The sequence below is a fragment of the Methylobacterium sp. BE186 genome (assembly GCF_031457035.1).
In the GTDB taxonomy this organism is placed as follows: Bacteria; Pseudomonadota; Alphaproteobacteria; order Rhizobiales; family Beijerinckiaceae; genus Methylobacterium; species Methylobacterium segetis.
The window spans coordinates 37511-60159 of record NZ_JAVDVV010000021.1; the positions used below are offsets into that span (position 1 = coordinate 37511).

At 68.7% G+C, this 22649-nt stretch carries 22 protein-coding genes and 1 tRNA gene; 10 read left to right on the forward strand and 13 right to left on the reverse strand.

Annotation, left to right across the window (positions count from 1 at the left end; translation table 11 throughout):
• The first annotated feature begins 166 nt into the window (after positions 1 to 166).
• Positions 167 to 1465 (forward strand): MFS transporter, encoded by a 1299-nt coding sequence (locus J2X36_RS19245; RefSeq protein WP_310352868.1) that lies wholly within the window; start codon positions 167 to 169, stop codon positions 1463 to 1465.
• Positions 1466 to 1550: 85 nt separating this feature from the next.
• Positions 1551 to 2966, forward strand: coding sequence for a pyruvate kinase (pyk, locus tag J2X36_RS19250; protein ID WP_310352766.1), 1416 nt, complete (start codon positions 1551 to 1553; stop codon positions 2964 to 2966).
• 10 nt (positions 2967 to 2976) lie between these two features.
• On the opposite strand, the gene J2X36_RS19255 is transcribed toward pyk, so the two are convergent.
• Positions 2977 to 3615 carry a phosphatase PAP2 family protein gene (locus J2X36_RS19255; RefSeq protein WP_132252127.1) on the reverse strand — a complete coding sequence of 213 codons (639 nt, stop codon included), beginning with the start codon at positions 3613 to 3615 and terminating at the stop codon, positions 2977 to 2979.
• 538 nt (positions 3616 to 4153) lie between these two features.
• Between J2X36_RS19255 and J2X36_RS19260 the strand changes: the two genes are divergently transcribed.
• Positions 4154 to 4618, forward strand: coding sequence for a PAS domain-containing protein (locus J2X36_RS19260; RefSeq protein ID WP_310352770.1), 465 nt, complete (start codon positions 4154 to 4156; stop codon positions 4616 to 4618).
• A 23-nt stretch (positions 4619 to 4641) separates the two neighbouring features.
• Here J2X36_RS19260 and J2X36_RS19265 read toward each other — a convergent pair whose 3' ends face one another.
• A complete protein-coding gene (locus tag J2X36_RS19265; RefSeq protein ID WP_132252122.1) occupies positions 4642 to 4872 on the reverse strand; it encodes a helix-turn-helix transcriptional regulator in 231 nt (76 codons plus the stop codon).
• 197 nt (positions 4873 to 5069) lie between these two features.
• On the opposite strand from J2X36_RS19265, the gene J2X36_RS19270 reads away from it, so the two are divergent.
• Complete coding sequence (locus tag J2X36_RS19270) at positions 5070 to 5435, forward strand: cytochrome c family protein (RefSeq protein ID WP_132252192.1); 366 nt, start codon at positions 5070 to 5072, stop codon at positions 5433 to 5435.
• A gap of 78 nt (positions 5436 to 5513) precedes the next feature.
• Here the strand turns inward: J2X36_RS19270 and J2X36_RS19275 are convergent, their stop codons facing one another.
• The 6 genes from J2X36_RS19275 to J2X36_RS19300 form a co-directional block, all read right to left on the reverse strand.
• Entirely contained in the window at positions 5514 to 5774 is a 261-nt protein-coding gene (locus J2X36_RS19275) for a hypothetical protein (protein WP_310352773.1), read from the reverse strand.
• 148 nt (positions 5775 to 5922) lie between these two features.
• A complete protein-coding gene (locus tag J2X36_RS19280) occupies positions 5923 to 6651 on the reverse strand; it encodes an amino acid ABC transporter ATP-binding protein (protein WP_132252189.1) in 729 nt (242 codons plus the stop codon).
• 143 nt (positions 6652 to 6794) lie between these two features.
• The gene (locus J2X36_RS19285) at positions 6795 to 7487 is read right to left on the reverse strand and encodes an ABC transporter permease subunit (protein ID WP_310352774.1); all 693 of its coding nucleotides are present in this window, start codon (positions 7485 to 7487) and stop codon (positions 6795 to 6797) included.
• Positions 7487 to 8209, reverse strand: coding sequence for an amino acid ABC transporter permease (locus J2X36_RS19290; RefSeq protein ID WP_310352775.1), 723 nt, complete (start codon positions 8207 to 8209; stop codon positions 7487 to 7489). Before J2X36_RS19290 ends, J2X36_RS19285 begins: the two co-directional genes overlap by 1 nt.
• Positions 8210 to 8236: 27 nt before the next feature.
• Positions 8237 to 9148, reverse strand: a complete 912-nt coding sequence (locus J2X36_RS19295) for an amino acid ABC transporter substrate-binding protein (protein WP_310352776.1) — start codon at positions 9146 to 9148, stop codon at positions 8237 to 8239.
• Positions 9149 to 9273: 125 nt separating this feature from the next.
• Positions 9274 to 10917, reverse strand: a complete 1644-nt coding sequence (locus tag J2X36_RS19300) for a porin (RefSeq protein ID WP_310352778.1) — start codon at positions 10915 to 10917, stop codon at positions 9274 to 9276.
• 606 nt (positions 10918 to 11523) lie between these two features.
• On the opposite strand from J2X36_RS19300, the gene J2X36_RS19305 reads away from it, so the two are divergent.
• The 3 genes from J2X36_RS19305 to J2X36_RS19315 all read left to right on the forward strand — a co-directional run bounded on the left by J2X36_RS19305 (position 11524) and on the right by J2X36_RS19315 (position 13908).
• On the forward strand, positions 11524 to 12807 hold the full coding sequence (locus J2X36_RS19305) for a dicarboxylate/amino acid:cation symporter (RefSeq protein WP_310352780.1): 1284 nt from the start codon (positions 11524 to 11526) through the stop codon (positions 12805 to 12807).
• Between the two features lie 22 nt (positions 12808 to 12829).
• Entirely contained in the window at positions 12830 to 13729 is a 900-nt protein-coding gene (locus J2X36_RS19310) for an amino acid ABC transporter substrate-binding protein (RefSeq protein WP_310352782.1), read from the forward strand.
• Positions 13730 to 13815: 86 nt separating this feature from the next.
• A tRNA-Sec gene (locus J2X36_RS19315) sits at positions 13816 to 13908 on the forward strand.
• A 29-nt stretch (positions 13909 to 13937) separates the two neighbouring features.
• On the opposite strand, the gene J2X36_RS19320 is transcribed toward J2X36_RS19315, so the two are convergent.
• From J2X36_RS19320 to J2X36_RS19335, 4 genes are all read right to left on the reverse strand, one after another.
• A complete protein-coding gene (locus J2X36_RS19320; RefSeq protein WP_310352783.1) occupies positions 13938 to 17108 on the reverse strand; it encodes a multidrug efflux RND transporter permease subunit in 3171 nt (1056 codons plus the stop codon).
• A 40-nt stretch (positions 17109 to 17148) separates the two neighbouring features.
• Entirely contained in the window at positions 17149 to 18369 is a 1221-nt protein-coding gene (locus tag J2X36_RS19325) for an efflux RND transporter periplasmic adaptor subunit (RefSeq protein ID WP_310352786.1), read from the reverse strand.
• 61 nt (positions 18370 to 18430) lie between these two features.
• The gene (locus J2X36_RS19330; RefSeq protein WP_132252100.1) at positions 18431 to 18742 is read right to left on the reverse strand and encodes a hypothetical protein; all 312 of its coding nucleotides are present in this window, start codon (positions 18740 to 18742) and stop codon (positions 18431 to 18433) included.
• A gap of 116 nt (positions 18743 to 18858) precedes the next feature.
• Positions 18859 to 20217: a TAXI family TRAP transporter solute-binding subunit gene (locus J2X36_RS19335; RefSeq protein ID WP_310352787.1), complete on the reverse strand. Its 1359-nt coding sequence runs from the start codon at positions 20215 to 20217 to the stop codon at positions 18859 to 18861.
• Between the two features lie 461 nt (positions 20218 to 20678).
• Here J2X36_RS19335 and J2X36_RS19340 point away from each other — a divergent pair, with 461 nt between their 5' ends.
• From J2X36_RS19340 to J2X36_RS19350, 3 genes are all read left to right on the forward strand, one after another.
• Entirely contained in the window at positions 20679 to 21479 is an 801-nt protein-coding gene (locus J2X36_RS19340; protein WP_310352789.1) for a DUF2092 domain-containing protein, read from the forward strand.
• Between the two features lie 11 nt (positions 21480 to 21490).
• Positions 21491 to 22039, forward strand: a complete 549-nt coding sequence (locus tag J2X36_RS19345) for a hypothetical protein (protein ID WP_132252094.1) — start codon at positions 21491 to 21493, stop codon at positions 22037 to 22039.
• A gap of 163 nt (positions 22040 to 22202) precedes the next feature.
• Entirely contained in the window at positions 22203 to 22430 is a 228-nt protein-coding gene (locus J2X36_RS19350; RefSeq protein ID WP_310352790.1) for a hypothetical protein, read from the forward strand.
• A gap of 25 nt (positions 22431 to 22455) precedes the next feature.
• Here the strand turns inward: J2X36_RS19350 and J2X36_RS19355 are convergent, their stop codons facing one another.
• A complete protein-coding gene (locus J2X36_RS19355) occupies positions 22456 to 22641 on the reverse strand; it encodes a hypothetical protein (protein ID WP_310352791.1) in 186 nt (61 codons plus the stop codon).
• Positions 22642 to 22649 lie beyond the last annotated feature (8 nt).

Below are 22649 nucleotides of genomic sequence, written 5' to 3' on the forward strand. Positions count from 1 at the left end.
CGAGGATGTGCCTTCACGCCTGACGCTCTGAACGCCGCTCGCTTCTGCCCCGCTCGGGAGGGGCGACATCACGGCAGGTGGGCGAAAGCCGCGCGAAACAAGAATTCGACCTGTGCGCGAGCCCGGCCTCAGACCGGCGCCGCAGGCACGCCGCCGGAGGAAACGGATTATAACGATACCCAGACGCGTCACCGCGCCGGGCATGGTGCTGTTCCTGCTCTGCCTGATGTATTTCATCACCTATGTCGACCGGGTGAACGTCGGCACGGCCGCCCCTGCCATCAAGGCCGAGCTCGGGCTCACCAACACGCAGCTCGGGCTGATCTTCTCGGCCTTCGCCTATCCCTACGCGGTGTTCCAGATCGTCGGCGGCGCCATGGCCGACAAATGGGGCGCGCGGCGCACGCTCTTCATCTGCGGCTTGATCTGGGCCGCGGCGACGATTGCCACGGGCTTCGTCGGCGGCGTGGTCTCGCTGTTCCTCGCCCGCTTCGTCCTCGGCTTCGGCGAGGGGGCCACCTTCCCGACGGCGACGCGGGCGATGCAATCCTGGGTCGCAGCCGACCAGCGCGGCTTCGCGCAGGGCATCACGCACTCCTTCGCCCGTTTCGGCAATGCCGTCACACCGCCGCTAGTCGTCCTGCTGATGGCCTATCTGGGCTGGCGCGGCGCCTTCGTGCTGCTCGGCTTCGTCAGCTTCGCCTGGGTGGCGGTGTGGTTCTTCTACTATCGGGACGATCCGCGCGAGCATAAGGCGATCACCGCCGAGGACCTGGAGCGCCTCTCGATCCGCGACCGCAAGCCGGCCGCTCCGAAGCCGCCCGTGCCCTGGCGCCGGCTCGTGCCGCGGATGGCGCCGGTGACGCTGACCTATTTCTGCTACGGCTGGTCGCTCTGGCTCTACCTCAACTGGCTGCCCTCGTTCTTCAAGGACGGCTACGGCCTTGACATCAAGAACTCCGCCCTGTTCGCCTCGGGCGTGTTCTTCGCGGGCGTCATCGGCGACACGCTCGGCGGCGTGGTGAGCGACCGCATCCTGAAGAAGACCGGCGACCTGCAGAAGGCTCGCCGCAACGTGATCTGCCTCGGCATGCTCGGCGCCGCGGCCTGCCTCGCGGGCGTGTTCTTCACCAAGGAGTTGACCTTGATCGCGTTTCTCCTCAGCGGCGGGTTCTTCTTCCTCGAACTCGTGATCGGCCCGATCTGGTCGGTGCCGATGGACATCGCCCCGCAATATGCCGGCACCGCGAGCGGGCTGATGAATTTCGGCTCGGCCTTCGCGGCGATCGTCTCGCCGCTCACCTTCGGGTGGATCGTCGACGTCACCGGCAACTGGATCCTGCCGTTTGCCGGCTCGATCGGGCTCCTCGTCATCGGCGCGGCGCTGGCCTTCACGATGCATCCCGAGCGGCCCTTCGCGGTGGAGCCCGAGGCGTTGACGCCGCGGCCCGTCCCGGCCGAGTAAGGTCGGGGCGAGCGGGTGCTTCGCCGGCACCCGCCGCGGAGCGCGGGCCGACTTGGCCCGCGCCGCCGAACGGCAGGAGCCGCCGATGCGCAGACACCGCCACGCCAAGATCGTCGCGACCGTCGGCCCGGCGAGTTCCTCGCCCGAGATGCTCAAGGCCCTGTTCGAGGCCGGCGTCGACACATTCCGGCTGAACTTCAGCCACGGCGGGCGCGAGGATCACGCCCGCGTCCACGGGGCGATCCGCGCGTTGGAGCGGGAGGTCGGTTGCCCGATCGGCATCCTGCAGGACCTTCAGGGTCCGAAGATCCGCCTCGGCACCCTCAAGGACGGCGGCTTTCGCATCGAGACGGGTGATCCCGTCCGCTTCGTGCTCGCCGGAAGCGACGGCGACCGGGATGCGATCCCGCTGCCCCATCCCGAGATTTTTCGGGCCGTCGCGCCGGGGCAGGACCTGTTGATCGACGACGGACGGGTGCGCGTGCGCGTCACGGGGCTGGAAAGCGACGTGATCGAGGCGGAGGTTGTCGTCGGCGGGGCGATCTCGAACCGCAAGGGCGTCAACCTGCCGGGGACGCTCCTCGACATCTCGCCCCTGACCCGGAAGGACCGCGACGACCTCGCCTTCGGCCTCGAACTCGGGGTCGATTGGGTGGCGCTCTCCTTCGTGCAGACGCCCTCCGACGTGCTGGAGGGGAGGGCGCTCGTGAATGGCCGGGCGGGCCTGATGGTGAAGATCGAGAAGCCGCAGGCCCTCGACCGGATCGGCGACATCATCCGCCTCTCGGATTCCGTGATGGTTGCCCGCGGCGATCTCGGCGTCGAGATCCCGCCGGAGGACGTGCCCGGCCGCCAGAAGGAGTTGATCCGGGCCTGCCGCGTCGCGGCCAAGCCCGTCATCGTGGCGACCCAGATGCTCGACTCGATGGTGGCCGCTCCGACGCCGACGCGGGCGGAGGCGTCCGACGTCGCGACGGCGATCTTCGACGGGGCGGACGCCGTGATGCTGTCGGCCGAATCCGCGACCGGCCGCTATCCCGTCGAGGCGGTCGCCATGATGGACCGCATCATCCGGCGCACCGAGACGCACCGCCTCTATCCCTCGCTCGTCTCGGCTTCCGAGCCGGGTGACGAGGAGAGCCCGCCCCACGCGGTCGCCACGGCCGCCTCCGGCCTCGCGGAATCGATCCATGCGGCGGGCCTCGTCGCCTTCACCCTGAGCGGGACCACGGCGGCCCGAAGCGCGCGACGCCGCTCGCCCGTCCCGATCCTGGCGATGACGCCGTCGGAACTGGTATCGCGTCAGCTTTGCCTGCTCTGGGGTACGCAGAGCGTGCTCTCCGCGGACATCGCTTCCTACGAGGAGATGGTCGACCTCGCCTCGGCCGAGGCGGTGCGGCACGGCTACGCCCGCTCCCACGAGCACATCGTCGTGGTGGCCGGAATTCCCTTCGGCCGGGCAGGGACGACCAACAACCTGCGGGTGCTCGAGATTCCGTGAGGAGCGCCGGTCAGCGCCCGGCCCGGTCCGACCGTCCGCGGGCAGCCGAACGCCGCCGATTTTCGGCCGCGCACAGGCCGCGCTCGCTCGCCGCCTCCGCCAACAGGCCCACGAGGGCGCCGGCCGCCACGTCGGCCGGGTAATGCGCACCGCGCAGCACCTGAAGTGCCAGGACGAAGCCCGCTCCTGCATAGGCTCGCCCCCGCCATGAGGGGTGCGCGCGGGCGAGCGCCCGGGCCATGGCCACGCTGACGGCGACGTGGCCGGACGGGAAGGATTGCCACGGGCCCTCGTTCGGTCCCGACCAGCCGCGCGCGTAGATCCCGTCCTCGATCAGGACGTTCGGCCGCGTCCGATGAACGAGGCGCTTCACGGTCGACTTGATCAGGCTCGCCGCGAGGTGGGCGCCGAGCAGGCGGCCGGCTGTTCGCGTAGCCGCCGGGTCCCGGCCGAACTGACCGTAGGCGAAGAGCAGCCCGACGAGAGCCAGCAGCGCCTGCTGGCTCCCGATCTCGCTGACGGTGCCGAGACCGCGGACGAAGTCGGTGTCCTTGGCCTGAGCAAGCCGCAGGGCCAGGGCGATGTCGGCCTCCTCCAGGGGAAACGGGTGGTCGATCGGGGCATCGCAACCGGGCTCCTTGCGCATCATGGCCGGTAACGCATAGCCAAGCCTCGGCGTTCGGAGCGGGCGGAAACGTTTCCGCGAGGGCGTTCGCCGTGCCTGTCCGAGGTCGGGACGAACGGGGAGGATGGCCTTGCACCATATCGGCATCAGGGCGCCGGGGATGGCAGATCCGTGCGGCTTGCAGCCGTGGGCCGCCCGGAATCCTGCTGGCTGACGCTGCGGTCGGTGCCGGCAAGAGAGTGTCGTCAGGCGCGATCCCGTGCGATGCCGTGGCGAGCGCGGCAACAAGCGTCGCCGCAATAATTGATTGTCCTCCGTCAGGTGGCGCGCGTGCTGTGCACGTTTTGGGCAGGAGCTATACTCGTCGCAAGTTGTATCTCATCCCGATGCTTGCTAGTCCGAGCTTGCCGGGAGGAGACCAAGCGTGCTGCATCGAACACGCGATCACGCGACGGAGCACTCCGACGATCCTCTGACCCTCGCGCGCGGCGCCAGCGTCGTCGGCACCTGGGTCTGGAGCGGGGCGCGCGGCGACCATGTCCTGGACAGGGGAGCTGCCGAGATGCTGACCGGCGATCCGGCCCTGGCGCAGACCACGCTTTCGCTGGAGACGGTGATCGCCCGCATCCATTCCGAGGATCGCGCCGACGTGCTCCGGCACGTCGAGAAGGCCGAGGCTGAGGGCGGCCCCGTCATCTTGACCTACCGTGTTCACACGGCCGAAGGGATCCGCTGGGTCCTCGATCATGGACGCATCTACGCGCGCGAGGCCGCAATGCCGGCACACGGGCACGGAATCCTGATCGACGTCACCGCCCGTGTCCTACGCGACGGTCGACTCGAGGACCCGCAAGCGGCTTCGTCGAGCCCCCTCGATCGCGCCGCCTCGCACGCCCTTGCCGCGCGCCGCGCCATCGACGAGGACGGCACCCCGATCCTGCGGCAACTGGTCGATCTGCTGATGTGGGAGCTGGGCCGCGCGATCGCCCGGAGGATCGGGGGCGGACACGGCAACCGACTGAACTGAAGCGCCGAGATCGGTGGGTCCGCTCAGGCGCGCTGTTTCCCGGCTCCCGCGTCGTCCCGTCCCGGCGCGACGGCGCGTGCTGTCGGATGGCTGCTGAAGAATTGGTTCAGCGCCTCGTCGAGTTCGGGATTGGGCTTCTTCAGCCCCTTGATGAAGCGGGAGATTCGGGGCTGGTTGACGCCGAGCTCCCAGGCGAGCCTGGCCTGCGTCCAGCCCGAGCGCTCCAGGAAGGCGCTGACTCTGTGCGACGGCACGCGCACGGCCTCATTCTCCATCCGCCTCGGACGGCACGACCGGAGGATCTAGGTGCAGTGCCGAGCAGCACCAAGTTGCAGCGCGATTTAATCCCCGCCCAATGTTCACAAAAGCGTGATCCGGCTGTAACCGCCATTTGCGCCAGGAGCGCCGACCTTAGCTACAGGCGCCCGATCCCTGCATGAGAGGAACCAACATGCGCTCCGTGATCTTCAGCGCCGCACTCGCCCTTCTCCTTCCCGCCGCCGCCTCCGCGCAGGATGCCGGCGATGCGGCGGCCGGCGAGAAGGCTTTCGCGCCCTGCAAGGCTTGCCATGCCTTCGACAAGAACGGCGTCGGGCCGAACCTGACCGGCGTCGTCGGGCGTAAGGCCGCGAGCGCGGAGGGCTACACCTACTCGCCCGCCCTGAAGAACTCGGGCATCACCTGGGATCAGGCGAACCTGCACGAGTGGCTGAAGAACCCGAAGACCAAGGTTCCGGGCACGAAGATGGTCTTCGCGGGCTATCCCGACGACAAGAAGATCAACGATGTGATCGCCTATCTCGCCACGAAGAAGTAGGGCTGCGGGGTCGCAGGCCCGCCACGAGCGCTGCGGCCCGAGCCGCATGGGACGTGGCGGGTGCCGCCGGGGATCTGCTTACTCGAACAGGGCGACCTTCACGATCCGCTGGCCGCGCCATGTCACGGCGCAGGGCCTCGGCGTGAAATCCGGTGCGATGGCGAGGCTGAACCAGGCGGGCAATTGCGCTGTCAGGCTCGTCTCGATCAGGGCCCGGTGACGGTTGATGATGACGGCCCGGCAGCGATACGCGTCGGGCCCGTTCCGTAGGATGATCCGCGCGTCCGCGAGGTGCGCCGCGACGTCGTCGGGGGCCGGTCTAGCTATCGTTGTCGCCATGAATCCGCTCGAAGCAGGTGAGGTCCCGGCATGCTGCGGGCCGCGCGGTTCGAGGGTCGCTACCGGGATCGCTCGAATTGTCCGGATGCTCGGGGAAGCATCTTTCCACGAGCGCGCGGAACCGGTGCCCGGCAGACGCGCCCGATGCTCAGTGCGAGAGGATCTTCGAGAGGAAGTGCTGCGCGCGAGGGGAGCGGGGTTGGCCGAAGAAGTCGCTCTTCGTCGCGTCCTCGACGATCTCGCCGCGATCCATGAAGATCACCCGGTCGGCGACCTTGCGGGCGAAGCCCATCTCGTGGGTCACGACCATCATGGTCATCCCATCGCGGGCGAGCTCGACCATGACGTCGAGCACCTCGCCGACCATCTCCGGGTCGAGGGCCGAGGTCGGCTCGTCGAACAGCATCACGACCGGGTCCATGGCGAGGGCGCGGGCGATCGCGACGCGCTGCTGCTGCCCGCCGGAGAGCTGGCCGGGGTATTTCTTCGCATGGTCGGAGAGGCCGACCCGGGCGAGCAGGTCGAGCCCGCGCTTCTCGGCGTCCGCGGGGCTGCGGCCGAGAACCTTGCGCTGGGCGAGGGTCAGGTTGTCCGTGATCGAGAGATGGGGGAACAGCTCGAAATGCTGGAAGACCATGCCGACCCGCGAGCGCAGCTTCGGCAGGTTCGTCGCCCTGTCCTTCACCTTGGTCCCGTCGACGGTGATCTGGCCTTCCTGGAAGGGTTCGAGGGCGTTGACGCACTTGATCAGGGTCGATTTGCCCGATCCCGAAGGTCCGCAGACGACCACCACCTCGCCCTTCGACACCGTCGTCGTGCAGTCGGTGAGCACCTGAAACGATCCATACCACTTGCTCACGGCGTTGATCGCGATCATCGGCTCGCCCGTGGTCGCGGTGCGCGGCAGGATCAGCGGGCCCTGCTGCAGCCCATCGTCGGGAAGCGTCGCCTCGCGCCCGGCGGGCGTCGGAGCGTCCGGTCCCGGGATCGGTGTGGATGTCACGGCGGCCTCCTGTCGGCTCAGCGGATGATCGCGACGCGGCTGTGGATCCGGCGGACCAGGGACGAGGCCGTGAAGCAGATCAGGAAGTAGACCACGGCGGCGAACAGGTACATCTCGACGAGGCGCCCGTCGCGCTGGGCGACCTTCGAGGCGGCGCCGAGGAAGTCGGTCAGCGAGAGCACGTAGACGAGCGAGGTGTCCTGGAACAGGATGATCGTCTGCGTCAGCAGGAGCGGCAGCATGTTGCGGAAGGCCTGCGGCAGCACCACCGTGCGCATCACCTGCGCGCGCGTCATGCCCAGCGCCAACGCCGCCGCCGTCTGCCCTTTCGGGATCGACTGGATCCCGGCCCGCATGATCTCGGCGAAGAAGGCCGCCTCGAACAGCGTGAAGGTGACGAGCGCGGAGGCGAAGGCGCCGACCTGGATCGGCGTCGGCGAGCGCACGACCCACGCCCCGATATAGGGGACGAGGAAGTAGAACCAGAAGATGACCAGCACGAGCGGCAGCGAGCGCATCAGCTCGACATAGCCCTTGGCGAGATGCGAGACGCCCGGCACGCCGGACAGCCGCAGGATCGCGAGCAGCGTGCCGAGCACCACGCCCATCGAGGCGGCAAGCGCGGTCAGCGTCACCGTGAAGACCATGCCCTGCCCGAACAGGTAGGGCAGGGAGGAGACGATGACGCCGAAGTCGAGGTTGGCGAACATCAGCGCTGCCCCGGGATGGTCAGGCTACGCTCGAGGAACGTCGCGGCCACGATCACCACCACGTTGATCAGCACGTAGAGCAGGGTCGCCGCGGTGAAGGCCTCGAAGACCTGGAACGAGAATTCCTGCATCGAGCGGGCACGCGCGGTCAGTTCGAGGAGCCCGATCGTGAGCGCCACCGACGTGTTCTTCAGGTTGTTGAGGAATTCCGAGGTCATCGGCGGCAGGATGATCCGGTAGGCGTTCGGCAGCAGCACGTAGCGGTAGGTCTGCGCCACCGTGAAGCCCATCGCGGTGCCGGCGAGGCGCTGGCCGCGCGGCAGGGCCTCGATGCCGGCCCGCACCTGCTCGGCGACGCGCGCGGCCGTGAAGAACCCGAGGCAGATCACCGCCGTGTAGAACGGCGCGTTCGGCAGCTGCTTGATCCACGCGCCCGCGGCCGGGGGCAGCAGCTCGGGCAGGACGAAGTACCAGAGGAACATCTGCACGAGGAGCGGCACGTTGCGGAACAGCTCGACGTAGGCCGTGCCGAAGCCTCGCGCCGCCTTGGAGGGCAGGGTGCGCATGACGCCGACGATTGAGCCGAGGCAGAAGGCGATCGCCCAGGAGGCGAGCGCCGTCAGGATGGTCCAGAGAAGACCCGACAGGAGCATGTCGGCATAGGTGCCGGTGCCTTCGGGGGAGGGCTCGAAGAAGATCCCCCAATTCCACGTGTAGTTCATGTCCGGCCGCCCCCCGTCACGGCCGGATCAGTAGGAAGCCGGGTCCGGGCTGTCGCTCGGATTCGCGAAGGTCTTCTGCATCGCCTCGCTCATCGGCAGCTTCAGGTTGATGCCGCGCGGCGGGATCGGCTGTGTGAACCACTTCTCGTAGAGGGCCTTGCCCTCCGGGCTCTTGTAGAGGGCGGCCGTCGCCGCGTCGGCCACGGCCTTGAACGGCGCATCGTCCTTGCGCAGCATGATGCCGTAGGGCTCGGGCTTCGAGAGGGCCTCGCTCGAGATCGCGTAGGCGTCGGGCGTCTTCGAGCCGGCGACGAGGGAGGCGAGCAGCACGTCGTCCATCACGAAGGCGTCGGCCCGACCGGTCTCGACCATCAGGAAGGCCTCGGCGTGGTCCTTGGCCGGCAGGATGGTCAGCCCCATCGAGCGGGCGGCGTTCGCCTCGTTGATCTGGCGGATGTTCGTGGTGCCGGAGGTCGAGACGACGGTGCGTCCCTTGAGGTCCGCGATCGTGTCGAGCTTCTTCTCCCGCTTCGCCACGTAGCGCGTCGCCGTGAGAAAGTGGGTGTTGGTGAAGCCCGCCTGCTTCTGGCGGTCGGCGTTGTTGGTGGTCGAGCCGCATTCGAGATCGATCGTGCCGTTGGCGATCAGGGGAATGCGGGTCGCGGAGGTGACGGGCACGAGCTTCACCTCCAGCTTGTCGAGCTTGAGGTTCGCCTTCACGGCGTCGGCGATCTTCAGGCAGATCTCCGTCGCGTAGCCCACCGGCTTCTGGCTCCCGTCGAGATAGGAGAAGGGCACCGACGAGTCGCGATGGCCGATGGTGATGGCGCCGGACTCCTTCACCTTCTTGAGCGTGCCGGTCAGCTCCTGCGCGGCAGCCGGCGCGACGGCGAGCGTTGCGGCGAGAGCGGCGGGGAGTAGGCTGTCTCTCAGGCCCATGCGGGATCCTTCCTGGGGGCTGACGCGATCGTCTGCGGCAAGGTTAGGCTTGCGGGTGCGGCCGGGGCAAGCGGCGTGCCGGTACGCACGCGCCCCGGCACGGGCGCGCCGGTGCCGGCAACGGGTCAGAAATCGCGCTGGACGCGCATGCGGATCTGGGTGGCGTCGTAGCGGCTCACCGTGAAGGCCGGCAGGCCGTTCACCGTGATGGGGCGGGTCTGGTCGGCGACGCGCCCGCCGATGACGGACGTGCCGATATACGTGCCCTCGATGCCGATATCGAGGTCCTTCACCGGCGACCAGATCAGGCTCACGCCCGCGATGATCTGCGCGTTGTTGCGCAGCACCGGGCTCAAGGCGAAGGCGGCCGGGTTGGTGAAGGCGTTCGGCGGCGTCGCGCCTCCGATCAGGCCGTTGAGCAGGCTGAAGGCCTCGCGCGTGCCCCGCTTGTAATTGACCTCCCCATAGCTGCCGAAGAAGGCCGACCGCCATTCGGGCGACCAGTAATGCAGGAAGGAGCCGACCACCGTGAAGCTCGTCGAGAGTTCGAGCTTGCCGGTGATCGGGTTGATCACCGCGTCCGAGACGTATTGCTGAAACGAGGCGCCCTGGACGGGCGTCAGGTTGCTGAGGTAGCTGCCGGTCAGGTAGGTGTAGCCGGTGTAGAGGATGCCGCCCTCGGCGTAGGCGCCCTGAAGGTAGAAGCCGTCGCCCTGCGCGATCATCGGCAGGTTGACCTTGATGCCGCCCTGCACCGCCCAGCCGTAATCGGTCTGCGCGCCCGATCGGACGCCCCGCGCGGCGAGGAGCGCGCCGGCCGCCGCGTTCGAGATGGCGACCCCGCCGGTGCCGAACGCCGAATTCGCGATGAATCCGCCGACATTGACGTCCTTGACCGCGCCCGAGAGCTGGGCCGAGCCCCAGGAGGCGTCGTAGCGGAGCGCCGCCACGAAATCGGGCATGCGCGCGCGCTGCACGGCGTCGAGGAAGGTGACGCCGGTGGCGTTGAAGCCTCCATCCGTCGTGAGGATGACCGGCGTCGGCGCCGTCGTGCCGACGACGAATTGCGAGGCGAGCCCGGCGCCCGCGGCGGCCGTCGCCACGGAGGCCGCGTAGACCGGCTGCTTGCGGAACATCGGGTCTTCCATCGACAGGGTCAGGCTCAGGCCCTCGCCGATCTTAGCCGTGTAGGCGAGAAGGTTCGTGGAGGCGATGTCGGACCCGCCGGTCGAGCCGATCAACTCGTAATCGTGGGCATAGAAATCGAAGAACGATGAGGCGCGGCCGGCGGTCAGGCCGGCGAATTGCACGAAGGCCTTGTCGGCGACGACGAAGTTCTGGACGCGGCCGAACGTGTCCTGGCCGAAGGCCGGGAAGGCGTTGGCGATGCGCTGCTGCGTGCCCGAGGCGAGCAGCGTGCCGGTGCGGCTCGCGATCTCGGCGCGGACGAAGGCGCGCAGCGTGCCGTAGCCCGTCTGGGTGCGCGCATCGAGGTTGAGGCGCAGCAGTCCGCGGGACTGATACTCGTCGCCCTGGCTCTGCGCCCGGTTCGGGTTGGGGATGGTGCCGGCCTCGAAACGCGCTCGTCCCGAGACCCGCAGGCAGGTATCGGTGCCCGGAATATAGAAGAAGCCGGCACCGTAGGCGCCGCAGACGCGCACGTACTCGACCGGAACCGCCTTCTTGAGGGGCAAATCCGCGGCCTGCGCCGTTCCCGTTCCCACGATGCCGGCCGCCGTGCACAGCAAGGCCGATCTGATCCTGATCATCCACACCCCCAACTCGACATTCTGGCCCATGCGATCCGATCCGGCCTTGAGCCCGATCGATCATCGTCCCGTCATCGGCAGCCCCGCGCGATCTCAGGTGAGGGGCGAGGCGGCGTCTCGCGGTTTGTGCCGGGCCACCCGAACCTTTGGGCGCCCGTCAAACCGCGGTTGCATGTTTCTTGTGCGGGTTGTTTGCGTTGTAAGCACAAGATCAGTTCATGGCGTGAAAGCAATTCGACAGATAAGATCCGCCTACGACAAGAGCATTCCCGCGATTCGGCCGGGGTCGAACGAAGCTCGCCGACCTGTGTTGCCTTTCTGCATCTTCGATCGAGGGCGCGGAACCCAGGGGCAGGCCGTTTCGCTGGCGAGGTGCGTGAAGGCCGTCGCCTGCTGCGCCGCCGGCCGAGTTCCGGCAAGCATCGGCGGCAATCGCAGTCGCGGCTTCGTGAGTTGAGGGTGCGAAGGAGGCGGTCTTTCGTGACAGCGCGGCCCTTTGCGTCCAGTCCCGCCCGGGCCGGGGTCCTTGCTGAGCTTGCGCGCGGCACGCTTCCTGCTCAGAACCGATGATGCGGCCGAGATGCCGAAGGTGCCGAGGAGACGCCCGTGAGCGGCAACCGCCTGACGACGATGATCTTCATCGGCATGGTTCTGGGGATCGGCGTCGGATACGCCTGCAGCATCACTTGGCCCGATCCCCAGACCGCGAAGGAGATCTCGGGCTACATCTCTCTGATCAGCGACGTCTTCCTGCGATTGATCAAGATGATCATCGCTCCGCTGGTCTTCTCGACGCTCGTCGTCGGCATCGCGCATATGGGTGACACGGCCTCGGTGGGGCGCGTCGGCGGAAAGGCGCTGATCTGGTTCGTCGGCGCCTCGTTCTGCTCGCTGGCGCTGGGCCTCCTCCTCGTCAACATCATGCAGCCCGGTCACAACCTGAACTTGCCGCTGCCCGATACCGGCGCGGGAACGGGGCTCAAGACCGCCTCGCTCTCCCTGAAGGACTTCGTGACCCATCTAGTGCCGAAGAGCGCCGTCGAGGCGATGGCGAACAACGAGATCCTGCAGATCGTGGTTTTCTCGATCTTCTTCGGCGTCGCGCTCGCGGCCCTCGGGGAGAAGGGGAGGTTCCTGGCCCAGGGCGTCGAGGCGCTGGCCGACGTGATGCTCAAGGTGACGGGCTACGTGATGATGTTCGCCCCCGTCGCCGTCTTCGCCGCAATCGCGGCGACGATCACCACGCAGGGCATTGGCGTCCTCGTCACCTACGGCAAGTTCCTGGTCGAGTTCTACCTGAGCTTGTCTGTGCTCTGGTGCCTGCTGCTCCTCGCCGGCTTTCTCCTCGTCGGCTTGGGCGGCATCTCCCGGCTGCTCGGGCTGATCCGGGAGCCCTTCATCCTCGCCTTCTCGACGGCCTCGAGCGAGGCCGCCTATCCGAAGACGCTGAACAACCTCGAGCAGTTCGGGGTGCCGAACCGGATCACGTCCTTCGTCCTGCCGATGGGCTACTCGTTCAACCTCGACGGCTCGATGATGTACTGCACCTTCGCGGTGATGTTCATCGCGCAGGCCTACGGCATCCCGCTCACCTGGAGCCAGCAGATCACGATGCTCGGTCTCCTGATGGTGACCTCGAAGGGCATGGCCGGTGTGCCTCGCGCCTCCCTCGTCGTCATCTCGGCGACGCTGTCGCAGTTCAACATTCCCGAGGCCGGGCTCCTGCTCATCATCGGCATCGACCAGTTTCTCGACATGGGGCGGTCGGCGACGAACGTGCTCGGCAACAGCGTCGCGACGGTCGCCGTCGCGAAATGGGAGGGGCAACTCGCCGGGACCGACCAGCGGCTCGACCGGGACGTCAGCCCGCTGCCCTCGCCGGCCGAGTAGGCCGAACCCGCGGAGACGCGCGATGTTCGCTTCCTTCGCGACCAGGGTCGCCTGCGCGCTGGCCCTCTGCCTCGGCGCCGCCCCCGCGCGCGCCATCGAGGTGCTGACGGGCACATTGCGAAAGGCCGCGGAGACCGGCGAGGTCGTGATCGGATACCGGTCGAGCTCGGTCCCGTTCTCCTTCGTCGAGAAGGGCGGGCGCCCGATCGGCTACTCGATCGACCTCTGCCAGGAAATCGTCGACGATATCGGCCGGGCGACCGGGCGGGAGGGCCTGCGCATCCGCTACGAGCCGGTCACCGCGGAGGGCCGCATCCCAGCCGTGACCTCGGGCATGGTCGATCTCGAATGCGGCTCGACGACGACGAACGCGGAGCGGCGCAAGAGCGTCGCCTTCTCGCCGATCCTGTTCGTCAGCGCGACGAAGCTCCTTGTCACGCGCGAATCCGGCCTGCGGTCTTACCGGGACCTCGGCGGCCGCAAGGTCGTCGTCACGGCGGGCACGACCAACGAGGCCCCGCTCCGCGCCATGCTCGCCAAGTCCGGCATCGCGGCTGAGATCCTCACGGCCGGGGATCACGCGGAATCCTTCGCGCTGCTCAAGGACGGGCGCGCCGACGCCTTCGCCACCGACGAGGTCTTGCTCTACGGCCTGAAGGCGGGGGAGGGACGCGAGGGCGCGGCCTACACCGTGCTGCCGGAGAAGCTCTCCTTCGAGCCCTACGCCGTCATGTTCCGCCGGGACGATCCGGACCTCGCCGCCCTCGTCGGCGACACGTTCCGCCGCCTCGCCGCCTCGCGCGAACTGCGCTGGATCTACGACAAGTGGTTCCTCAAGCGGCTGCCGAACGGCGAGCGGCTTGATATCCCGATGTCGGAGGAACTCCGGACGGGGTTCCTGACGATGGGCCTGCAGGACTGAGCGGCGGAGCTGCTGCCAGGCTGAGGCCGCCGGGGCCGCCGCGGGTGCGATTGTCCCGCCTCCGGCGGGCTGCTACCACCTCGTGCGGAGGCGAACGGGGTCTGGTGGCCCTCCTGGTCTTCAAAACCAGCGATACGCCAACAGCGTATGGTGGGTTCGATTCCCATCCGCCTCCGCCAGGGCCGCGCCGACCCCTGGCCGAACCCCTTCAGAGCGGGCCGGACAGCGGCGGCAGCGCGGTGCGCGCCGGCGTGCTTCGCCGCGCCCGCCACTCCTCGACGCGTTGCAGAACCACGTAGAGGGGCGGCACGAAGAAGACGGCGAGACAGGTCGAGGCGAGCATGCCGCTGAAGACCGCGATGCCGATCGACTTGCGCGCCGCCGCGCCCGCGCCGCTCGCCGTGACGAGGGGCAGCACGCCGAGGATGAAGGCGAAGGAGGTCATCAGGATCGGCCGGAACCGGAGCCGCGCGGCCTCGACGGCGGCCGCTACGATCTCCATGCCCTCTCCCCGCTTCTCGCGCGCGTACTCGACGATGAGGATCGCGTTCTTGCTGGCGAGGGCGATGAGCAGAACGAGGCCGATCTGCGTGTAGAGGTTGTTGGCGGCTCCGAGCGCGGCGAGTGCGCCGACGGTGCCGAGCAGCGCCAGCGGCACGGCGAGCAGCACCGCCAGCGGCAGGATCCAGCTCTCGTACTGTCCTGCGAGGACGAAGTAGACGAGCACGAGCGCCAGGGCGAAGACGAGGTAGACCTGCGCGCCGACGGCCTTCTCCTGATAGGACATCGCCGTCCAGTCGTAGCCGGTGCCCAGCGGCAGCACCGTCCCGGCGATCTCCTCCATCAGCCCGATCGCCTCGCCTGAACTGTAGCCCGCCGCCGGGCCGCCGACGATCGTGGCCGTCGGGTAGAGATTGTAGAGGCTGATCAGCGAGGGACCCTGCACCGTCCTCACGGTGACCAGGGTTCCGAGCGGTACCATCGTGCCGTTGCCGGCCTTGACGTAGAGGTTCGCGATGTCCTCAGGCCGAAGCCGGTATTCCGAGGCGGCCTGCACGTAGACCTGGAAGGTGCGGCCGAACTTGTTGAACTGCGTCACGTAGGCCGAGCCGACATAGCCGGACAGGGTCGAGAACACCTGCCCCACGGTGACCCCGAGGCCCTCGGCCTTGATCCGGTCGACGGACACGGCGATCTGCGGCACGCCGGCGCGGAAGGAGGTGTTGAGCCTCTGCAGGGCGGATTGCGCGCTGCCGTTCGCGACGATGGTCCGGGTCAGCCCCTCCAGGAGGGTGTAGTCGAAGCTGCCGTTGCGCAATTCCACCTGCATCGTGAAGCCGCTGGCATTGCCGATGCCCTGGATCGGGGGCGGCACCAGCACGAAGGTGGCCGCCTCTTCGACCCCGTCGAGCATCCGGTTCAAGCGACCGTAGAGGCTGCGCAGGTCCTGGCCCGGCATCCCCGCGCGCTCGTCCCAGGGCTTCAGCACGACGTAGGCGACCCCGGCATTGGGCAGGCTCGCGTTCGAATCGAGGACCGAGATCCCACTGATCGTGAGCACCTGATCGATGCCCGGCACCTCCCGCGCGAGGCTGCTCAGACGCTGCATCACCGCGTCCGTGCGCTCCTTCGAGGCGCCGTCCGGCAACTGCGCCCCGATCAGGACGTATCCCTGATCCTCGACGGGCAGGAAGGCGGTCGGCAGGCGGGTCAGCGCCCAGCCCGCCAGGCCCGAGAGCGCGAGCGCGACGATCACGAGGGCGAGGCTGTGCCGGACCATCCGGGCGATCAGCCGGGCATAGGCGTCTTCCGCGAGGCCGTAGACCCGGTTGAAGGCCCGGTAGAAGACGTTGCGGCGCTCCGGCGGCACGGGCTCGCGCAGCCAGAGGGCGCATTGCGTCGGCTTCAGGGTGAGGGCGTTGACCGCGCTGATGAGGGCGGTGGCCGCGATCACGAGGGCGAATTGCTTGTAGAGCTGGCCGGTCAGGCCCGGCAGGAAGGCGGCCGGGATGAAGACCGACATCAGGACAAGGGTGATCCCGATGATCGGCCCGAACAGCTCGCCCATCGCGGTCTCCGCCGCCTCGCGCGGCGACAGGCCCCGCTCGATGTGGCGGGCGACGCCTTCCACGATGACGATCGCGTCGTCGACGACGATGCCGATCGCCAGGACGATGGCGAACAAGGTCGAGAGGTTGACCGTGAAACCGAGGGCGGCCATCGCCGCGAAGGCGCCGATGATCGTCACCGGGACGGTCGTCGCCGGCACGAGCATCGCCCGCCAATCCTGAACGAAGACCATGATCACGATGAGGACGAGGATCCCGGCCTCGAACAGGGTCAGGTAGACCTCGCGGATCGAGGCCTCGACGAAGGTCGTGGTGTCGAAGGGGATGGTGTGGACGAGGCCCGGCGGAAAGGCCCTGGCGAGCGTGTCCATCCGGGCGCGGACCTCGCTCGCGACGGCGATCGCGTTCGCTTCCGGCAGCTGGTAGATCCCGATTCCAGCGGCCGGCCGCCCGTTCAGCGTGAAGGACTGGCTGTAGCTCTGCGCGCCGAGCTCCACCCGGCCCACATCGCGGAGCCGCGTGATCCGTCCGCCGTCCTGCGCATCGGCCTTGAGGATGATGTTCTCGAAATCGGCCGCCTCGTCGAGCCGGCCCTTCACGTTGAGCGTGTACTGGAAGTCCTGACCCCTGGGCGCGGGCGGCATCCCGACCGCCCCGGCCGTGACCTCCTGGCTCTGCTGCTGGACGATGCTGATCACGTCGCTCGGCGTGAGCCCGCGGGACTGCACGAGATCGGGGTCGAGCCAGATCCGCATGGCATATTGCCCGGCGCCGAAGACCGACACGGTTCCGACGCCCGGCAGACGCGCCAGCTCGCTCTGCAGGTTGATCACGGCGTAATTGGCCAGGAACAGGCTGTCGAAGCGTCCGTCCGGCGAGGACAGGGTGACGAATTGCAGGATCGCCGTCGACTTCTTCTGCGTGGTGACGCCCTGGACCTGCACGGCCTGAGGCAGCGAGGGCATCGCGATGGCGACACGGTTCTGCACGAGAACCTGGGCTTGATCGGCGTTCGTGCCGATCGCGAACGTGACGGTCAGCGTGTAGGTGCCGTCGCTCGCGCTGGTCGACTGCATGTAGAGCATGCCCTCGACGCCGTTGACCTGCTGCTCGACCGGTAGCGCCACCGTGTCGACGACGGTGCGCGCGCTGGCGCCCGGGTAGCGCGTCGTGACCTGGACGGTCGGCGGGACGACGTTTGGGTATTGCGCCACGGGCAGGTTCCAGAGCGCGACCGCCCCGATCAGCACCATGACGAGGGCGAGCACGTTGGCGAGGACGGGCCGCTCGATGAAGAAGCGCGAGATCATGGTCGGCTCGGGCCTTTCCGGAGCGCGGAGGGAAGACGCCTCAGCGCTGGGCCGGAGCCGGGGCGGATGGCCGCGCATCGGCCACCGCTTCCTGCACCACCTTCTGCGCAACGACCTTCGAGCCGGGCACGGCGCGCTGGAGCCCGTCGGTGATCACCCATTCTCCGGCCGAGAGCCCGGCCTCGACCACGCGGTAGCGCCCCTCGAGCTGGCCCGTCGTGATCGGGCGCTGGATCACGACGTCGTCGGACCCGACGACGAGGACGTAGCTGCCCTGCTGGCTGGTGCCGATGGCATCGTCTCGCACGAGGAGGCCCTTCTCCTGATGCTGCACCGGCACGCGCACGCGGACGAACAGCCCCGGCATCAGGGCGTGCCCGCCGTTCTCGAACAGGCCGCGGGCGAGCAGGGTGCCGGTACCGGGATCGATCTGGGGCGCCACGTAGTCGAGGTGCCCCGCATGGGGATAGCCCGCCTCGTTCTGAAGCCCGATCTCGACCGGGATCTTCGCAATATCGCCGAGGGTCCGGCCCTGCTTCGTGAGACTTGCCTTGACCTGCAGCACCTGCTGCTCGCTCACGTTGAAGTACACGTAGAGCGGATCGACCCGCACGATCGTGGCGAGTTTCGTCGGTCCGCCGACCCCGACGAGGCCGCCGACATCGACGAGGTGGTTCGTCACGATGCCGTCGAAGGGCGCCTGGACCTGCGTGTAGCCGAGGTTGATCCGGGCGAGATCGAGGTTCGCCTGCCCCTCCGTCACCGAGGCCGTGGCCTGGTCGAGCTTCGTCTTGGTGTCCTCGACATGCGCCTGCGAAGCGAATTCCTGTTTGCCGAGCGTGGCTTGACGTTGATATTCGGATTGGGCGTTGGAGCGTGCCGCATCGAGGGAAGCGAGACTGCCCTGCGCCTGCTTGAGTTGCGCCTCGTAGGTGTCGCGCTGGATGCCGAAGAGCGTCGTGCCCTTCGTCACGTGCGCCCCGTCCTTGTAGGTGATCGAGTCCAGAAACCCCTGAACGCGCGCCTCCAGATCGACCGACGCGAAGGCCTGCGTGTTGCCCGTCATCTCCAGATATCGCGTGATCGGCCGCTCGACCGGCTGGGACACGGACACGGTGGGCGGCGGCGGTGCGATGTACTGGTTCCGCTCGTTGCAGGCGCCGAGCAGGATCAGGATCGCGGCGGGCAGGGACCGCCAAGGGCGGCGCGTCAGGCCAGGATGATCCGGAACGGAGAATGACGGGCGGCTTTCGTTCAGCATGGAAGGCTCCGCCCAGGCAGCGGTGCGACCGGTTTGCGGCGCCTCGGCCGGGCGCCCCCGGTCAGTTCGCGCCCGCCTTCGCCTCACGGGCGAGGGTGAGGCACTCGAGGAGGTCGACGTAACTCGGCATTCCGTTCAGCTGCGCCTCCGCCGCGCATCGCTGCCGCTCGACGCCCGGGAAACTCGCCCATTGTCTCGCGACCTCGCTGCGGGCCGTCGCTTCGTCGTCGAGGCAGCGCTTCTCGCGCTTCGGATCGAGGGTCATGAGCGAGGTCGCCGCGTGGCAACTCGGCCGAACGTCGAACTCCGGAACCTGGTCGGCTGCCGGACGTGCGACGGTGGCGGCGAGGAGGGCAAGGCCGACGACCACCATGTGCGTGCGCTCCTGTACGGATCACGATCGCGAAATCTGGTGCGCCCGAGTACAATTATGATCAGATTGCGAATATCGACCATGCCACCTTTGGTTAGTCCAGGCAATAAGTACCATCAACTCGGATTGTGACTTGTGGGGTTGCGTACCCATGTCTCGGATCCGTCGAGGCTCGGCCCGGAGAGGGCACCCGCCGAGCCGGAGAGACACGCCTGTCGGCCGGCGATGACGTGGCGGGCATGGGCGGCCGCAGCCGCGACGACACCCCATTGGTCCGGTCCGGAGCGGCCTTCGGCCTGCCGGGTCAGAGCCGCCGCGAGGAGCCCGTGCAACTCGCCGTCGAGGCGCGCGAGGCTGGCGGCATCGGCGTCGCGCGCGCGCTCGGCGATCCCGACGAGGTGCAGCAGCACCTTGCGGTCCCGGTCGGATTGACGTCGCCGCCGCCGGTCCGCGAGGATCGCCAGCGTCGAGCCCGCGACGCTGACGAGGATGCCGGCGACGTAGAGATAATTCTGCGAAGTGTCGAAGAAGCTCTGGTCCCCGCTGCTGAGATAGGCGGCGACGCCCGGATGGATCGGCAGGAAGGGATCCTTCTCATCGGTGTCCGGCGCCTCGATCTGGCTTGCCAGCGGCGTCGCTTCGAGAAGCATCGGCTTCATGGTCAGGACCGTCCGCGCGACCGCCGCCGCGAGAATGTCGAGCATCGCGCGGGACGCCGCGAGCCGGTAGGTCACCGCGATGCCCGTCACGGTGTCGTCCGGAACCTCCGGCCTCCCGCGGAACGCCCCGGCCGGAATGTCGATCTGCTCGTAGCCCGGGAGCCGCTTCACGATGGCCTCGGCCTCGCCGATGGCGAGAAGCTTCGGCGCCGATTTCTCCGCGCGCGCGAGAGCCGAGACGGCGTCGACGACGGCGCCCGGCCCGATCGGCCCGACGGCCAGGATCGCGGCTGCCTTCCGCGCCTGCACGGCGCGCCCGACCTCGTCGGCCGGCAGGACCATCCGCGAGACGCTCCCAGGCGGCACGTCGAAGTAGCCGAGCAACTGGTCGAGGAGGCGTGCATTGTCCACCGCGGCGGGGCCGGCCGGCAGCACCACGGAATGTCCGGCGAGTTGCCCGAGATGCTCGATGCCGCTGTGGCGCGGGAGCAGCACGGCGACCACGTCGCGGCGCAGGATCGCGACGGTCTGGGCGTTGCTCGGCGGCCGCAGGTCGCTTCGGATCACCGCGAGATCGACGCGTCCCTCCTCGAGGTCGCGGGCGGCGGCCTCCAGCGTGTCGGCCTCGACCAGCACGAGGCGCACGCGCGGATGCAGCTTCGCGTTTGCCGCGGCGACGGCCGCGACGAGCCGCTGCATCGTGCCGCCCGCCGGGCCGACCGCGATCCGCAGATCAGCGTGCGGCTGCGCGACATACAGGATCGCGACCGCGCAGCCGACGAGGGCGAGCGATGCTGCGAGCGCTCGGACGATCAAGTCCCGTCCTCCCAGTCGGCGGGGCGTCTCCGGCGGAGCACGGAGGAACTTGCCGCGCGCGATGCGAAGTCTGTGCAATGTACAGTTTGCACCAAATCTGCGATATTCCTTGATTAAGCCGATAAAATAGATGTTGTCATCGGGGTGTCTGCTTGGCAACGTTTGTACGGTTTTCGGCATGGACTGGAGATAATCGGGGGCATAATCTTCGTTCCGTTTCAGACAAGCTCTTCCCGAATGCCGGGAAGAGCCGATGAAAGCTTGCGGCCTCCGGCTGCACTGCGCTTGCGACGCCAAGTCGATCACACGGCGCAAGCAGTGCGGGGCCGGCGGACAAGCCTGCCGGAGGTACGTCCCTGCGACCCCTCCCTGTGCCGGGTGATGGTCGCGGGCCCGGTGAGACGCCGCGGATCCACCGCGCCTGGCCGTGACGGCGCGGGCAGGATGGTCGGGAGGGAACGATGAGAGGGCCCCCGAACTCGAACGGGCTCCGGTCTGCCCGCGCGGCCGCGGGTCTTGCCATGCTCGCGGCGACCCTGACGCTTCTGCCATCCGCGCGCCGCGCCGGGGCGCAAGCACCGCCGGTCGCAGGAGAAATGGTCGAGCCGGCTGCGGTGGCGCTCCTGCGATCGGCCGGCGACGCCCTCGCCGCGGCGCGAAGCCTGAGCTTCACGGCGGTCGCGGTCCACGACGTCCCCAACGGCGAGGGCCAGTCGATCTTTTACACGGTGCGCAGCCGCGTCGCGTTGCTGCGGCCGGACCGGCTTCGCGTCGTGACGGACGGCGACGGTCCCTCGCGCGAATTCGTGGCCGATGGCCGCAGCCTGACCCTCTTCCGCCCCGACCTTCGCACCGTCGCGACCGAGCCGGCTCCCGCGAGCCTCGACGCAGCCCTGAAGGCGGAGGCAGCGGCGACGGGCGAGGGGCAGGCCTTCGCGGACATGATCGTGACGGACCCGGCGCAAGCCCTGACGCAGGGCCTGACGCGGGCCTTCGTGGTGGGACGCTCGCGCCTCGTCGGGGGTGTCGAGACCGATGTCGTCGCCTTCGCGGATCGGGACGCCCAGGCCCAGATCTGGATCGGCGTGCAGGATCGCCTGCCACGCCAGCTCTGGGTCACGGATACGAATGCGCCGGGCCGCCCGCGCAATACGGTCACCTTCTCCGACTGGGCCATCGACCCGCCGATCGAGGACCGCGTCTTCTCGACGGCCCACACCGAGGGGGCGCAATCCGTGCCCTTCCCGAATCCCGACCCTTAAGGGAGGCAGCGATGCGACGGCTTGTTCTCACGATCCTCGCCGGCGCGACCATCGCCGGGTTCGCGGCGCCTGCCGACGCATTCTGGGTTGCGCGGGGGTGGCGCGGCGTCGCGGTGGGCGGCGTCGCACGGCCGGCCCTGGCGCGCGAGGCGTATTTCGCCCGCTGCTGGCGTTGTGCCCCGGGCGCCGCGCTCGCCGGTTCGGCCCTGGCGGGCGCCGCCCTTGCCGGTACGGCCGTCGCCGCGACCAACGCGGCAGCGCCTTCGGCCGCGGCTGCCCCGGCGGAGCCCGTGACGGCGACCGGCGCTTCCGCGCCGAAGCAGATGGCACAGGCGGGGGGCGGAAACCCGGCCGCGGCCCATTGCGCGGCAGGCCTGCCGGCCGATTCCCGGATCATCTACGACGCCTCCATCCGCAACATGAAGAGCCTGGAGACGCTGCGCGACACCGTCGTGGCCCAGACGCGCTCCCTCGTGGAGGCCGGCAAGATCAGCGAGGCGGATGCGCGCCCCGCCGCGGAGAAGGCCGGAACCTGCCTGCGCATGCTCGCGACCCCCTGAGCCGTCCGGGTGCCTGGTGGCAGCGGACGCTTCCGCCCCGGCACCATCGATCGCGGGCTCGCGCCAGATTTGATCTCGCCCGCCTGACGAGGGCGGGTGCGGTCCCGTTGGGGTCGGGGACGCCCCGGTCCTCACCGCCACCGAGCGAAGTGGAGATTGTGCGATGAAACAGCTTCTGCCGGCTCTCGCCGTCGCGGTGGGCCTTCTCGCGATGGTGCCCGTGGACGCGGGCGCCGTCGTCTGCGCCCGAGGCGTGGTGCGGGCCGGCTGCGTCGGGCCAAATGCGGCGGTCGGAGTCCGGCGCGGCTATCATGGCGCGCGGAGCACCGTGGTGCGGCGCAGTTATCGCGGGCCGAGAACCGTCGTGTACCGGCGCGGCTATCGACGCTGAGTGTCGTCCGCCTCGCGGTCCGCGGCTACCGCTCCTGGTACACGTGGACCCTGAGGATCGGGATCGGGTTGTGACCGACCGACAGGTGTGAGGGCTCGGGCTCGATGTCGACGCGGAGCCCGCTCTGGACCGCGTAGGCCATCGCCCTATTCAGCGCGCTCGCGGCCTCGTGGACGGCGTCGGACAGCCTCTTGATCGTCTCCTCGTCCATCGCGCCCT